Origin of the sequence: Sphaerotilus sp. (assembly GCF_031429695.1) — a bacterium.
In the GTDB taxonomy this organism is placed as follows: domain Bacteria; phylum Pseudomonadota; class Gammaproteobacteria; order Burkholderiales; family Burkholderiaceae_C; genus Sphaerotilus.
This window is the reverse complement of sequence record NZ_JANPAB010000084.1, coordinates 1-2,837: the sequence shown is the minus strand read 5'-3', so window position 1 is coordinate 2,837 and position 2,837 is coordinate 1. Positions and strand designations below refer to the sequence as shown.

Sequence of the window (2,837 nt, the reverse complement as noted above, 5' to 3'; positions counted from 1 at the left end):
CCCAGGCCCTGCGACCGGATCATCTGCACGACCTGCAGCTTGAAGCTCGCGTCAAAGACTCTTCGTTTCGTGTTCGTCACGTTCGTTGCCCAGGTGATTTCCACCTATCGGTGTGTGCGAAATCATTAGATCAGGACACCCGACAGGCTCCCACCCCGCTGGCGAGGATCTGCCCGTGGGGCGCTTCGTCGGTGATCGCGGTGAGTCCGGTATGAAGAGGTTTCTCGACCTTGCGAGGACCTTCGTGCCGGGAAGTCACATCCACGATCACCAGATGAGGTTGTTCATGAAACTCAGGCGTCTCCAAGACGCTACCGGTAGCGGCTGCCCAGGCAGGTATCAGCGTGGCCACGGCCTACCGCTTCGAGCACGATCCACGATTGCCTTCCGACAAGAAGCCCCGGCGCGAGCGACGGCGCGCCGATCCGCTGGTCTCGATCTTCGAGAGCGAAGTGGTCCCGCTGCTGCAGGCCGCCCCCGGCATCCGGCCGATAGCGATCTTCGACGAGTTGCGGCGGCGCCATCCCGAACTCCTTGCCGGCGTTCGCCGGACCCTTGAGCGCCGAATCCGCGCCTGGCGTGCCTTGCATGGCGAGGAACGCGACGTGATGTTCCGCCAGGTGCATGAGGCCGGTCGCATGGGGCAGTCCGACTTCACCGAGATGGGCGACCTGGCCGTCAGCGTGGCCGGCTTGCCGCTGGACCACCGGCTGTACCACTTCCGACTGGTGTGCTCGGGCTTCGAGCACGCCCACGTCATCCTGGGCGGCGAGAGCTACGTCGCGCTGGCCGAAGGCCTGCAGAACGCGCTGTGGGCGCTGGGTGGGGCGCCGCGCGAGCATCGCAGCGACAGCCTGTCGGCGGCGTACCGCAATCTCGACGCCGATGCGCGCGAGGACCTGACCTCGCGTTACGACGCCCTGTGCGCGCACTACCAGATGGAGCCCACCCGCAACAACCGCGGCGTGGCCCACGAGAACGGCGCCATCGAGAGTTCGCACGGGCACTTGAAGCACGCGGTGCGCGACGCACTGCTGCTGCGCGGTGCCGTGGACTTCGCCGACCTGGCCGCCTACCGCCGATTCATCGACGAGATCGTCAGCCGCAAGAACACCCGCAACGGCCCTCGCATCGACGCCGAACGTTCGCTGCTGCAGCCCTTGCCGCCGACGCGCACCTGCGACTACGAGGAGACCTTCGTCTGCATCACCTCGTCGGGCGGCTTCACGCTGCGCAAGGTCTTCTACACCGTGCCCTCCCGGCTGATCGGGCATCGGGTGCGCGTTCGGCTCTATGACGACCGGCTGGAGTTGCTGCTGGGCGCGACCTTGCTGATGACACTGCAGCGCGGCCGCAGTGGTGCCAACGGCAAGCACGGCCACGTCGTCGACTACCACCACGTCATCCATGCGCTGCGGCGCAAACCAATGGCGCTGCTCAGCCTGGTCTACCGCGACCAGCTCTTCCCCCGGCAGGCCTACCGCCGAACGTTCGAGTTCCTGTGCGAGGAGTTGCCCGAGCGAGCGGCCTGCAAGCTGATGGTGGCGCTGCTGAGCCTGGCGCACGACCGCTCCTGCGAGGCGCAGTTGGCGGCCGTGCTGACCGATGATCTGGCGCATCGGCGCCTGCCCGACATCCTGGCCTTGCTGGCCCGCTTCGCGCCGGATCCGGCCCGCTTGCCGGACGTCTCGGTGCAACTGGCACCGCTGAGTTCCTACGACGTCCTGATGGAGGTGTCGGCATGAACGAGACCTTCGATGCCGCGCGGCTGACACTGCTGCTGTCGGAGTTGCGCCTGCCGGCCACCAAGCAGCTCTGGGCCAGCTTCGCCGAACAGTCGGACAAGGAGGGTTGGCCGGCCGCCCGGCTGCTCACGGTGATCGCCGAGAACGAGTTGGCCGAGCGCGACCGGCGGCGCATCGAGCGGCACCTGGCCGAGGCCAAGCTGCTGCCGGGCAAGACGCTGGACAACTTCGACTTCAACACCGTGCCCATGGTCTCCAAGGCCCAGGTGATGGCGCTTTGCGCTGGCGACGAATGGCTGCGCAATGGCTCCAACATCCTCCTGCTGGGACCACCGGGCGGCGGCAAGTCGCACCTGTCCTCAGCCATCGGCCTGGCGCTGCTGGAGAAGGGCTGGCGTGTGCTGTTCGCGCGGACCTCGGATCTCGTGCAGCGTCTGCAGGTGGCCCGCCGGGAGCTGGCATTGGAGGCGGCCCTGACCAGACTCGACCGCTTCGACGTGCTGATCCTGGACGACCTGGCCTATGTCAGCAAGGACCAGGCGGAATCGTCCGCCCTGTTCGAGCTGATCAGCACGCGCTACGAGCGGCGCTCGATGATCATCACGGCCAATCAGCCGTTCGGTGAATCGGGAAAAGTCTTCCAGGATCCCGCCATGACCCTGGCCGCTGTGGACCGGCTTGTCCACCACTCCACCATCTTCGAGATGAACGTGGAGAGCTACCGTCGGCGCACCGCCATTGAACGCAAGCAAGTCGGTGCAGGACGGCCCGCCAGCTATGCGACACCGAAGAATGTCGGCGGGTCTCAACCCGGTGAGCACCCGCCTGTCGCATAGAGCCGCCCCGCGACAATCAACTGTCGGGCATGATGGTCGCGCCGCGACACTGTTCTCATCCAGATTGTCGCGCGCCTCTCAGCCAGATTGACGCGCCACAAACTTGCGCCGCGCATGCGCCGCGCAGGCGGCCGAGACGCGCTGCGGGAAGACCTTGGGGTCGAGCACCACGTCATAGCCGCCGTAGCGGTCGCACACTAGCGTGCCGCTCCAGGGCGGATCCCGGTTCTCGGCGGGCCGGTCGGCCTGGCTGCCG

Annotated in this window: 2 protein-coding genes and 1 pseudogene; 2 read left to right on the top strand and 1 reads right to left on the bottom strand. The window is 66.7% G+C overall.

Translation table 11 applies throughout. The features are described 5' to 3' along the window. Positions 1-244: 244 nt before the first annotated feature. Positions 245-1,745, top strand: a pseudogene (istA, locus tag RMP06_RS16615) (IS21 family transposase). Continuing rightward, positions 1,742-2,581, top strand: coding sequence for an IS21-like element helper ATPase IstB (istB, locus tag RMP06_RS16610; RefSeq protein ID WP_310462907.1), 840 nt, complete (start codon positions 1,742-1,744; stop codon positions 2,579-2,581). Before istA ends, istB begins: the two are co-directional and overlap by 4 nt. A gap of 78 nt (positions 2,582-2,659) precedes the next feature. On the opposite strand, the gene RMP06_RS16605 is transcribed toward istB, so the two are convergent. Further along, a partial coding sequence (locus RMP06_RS16605) for an IS66 family transposase (protein WP_310462908.1) occupies positions 2,660-2,837 on the bottom strand: 178 nt, incomplete at its 5' end.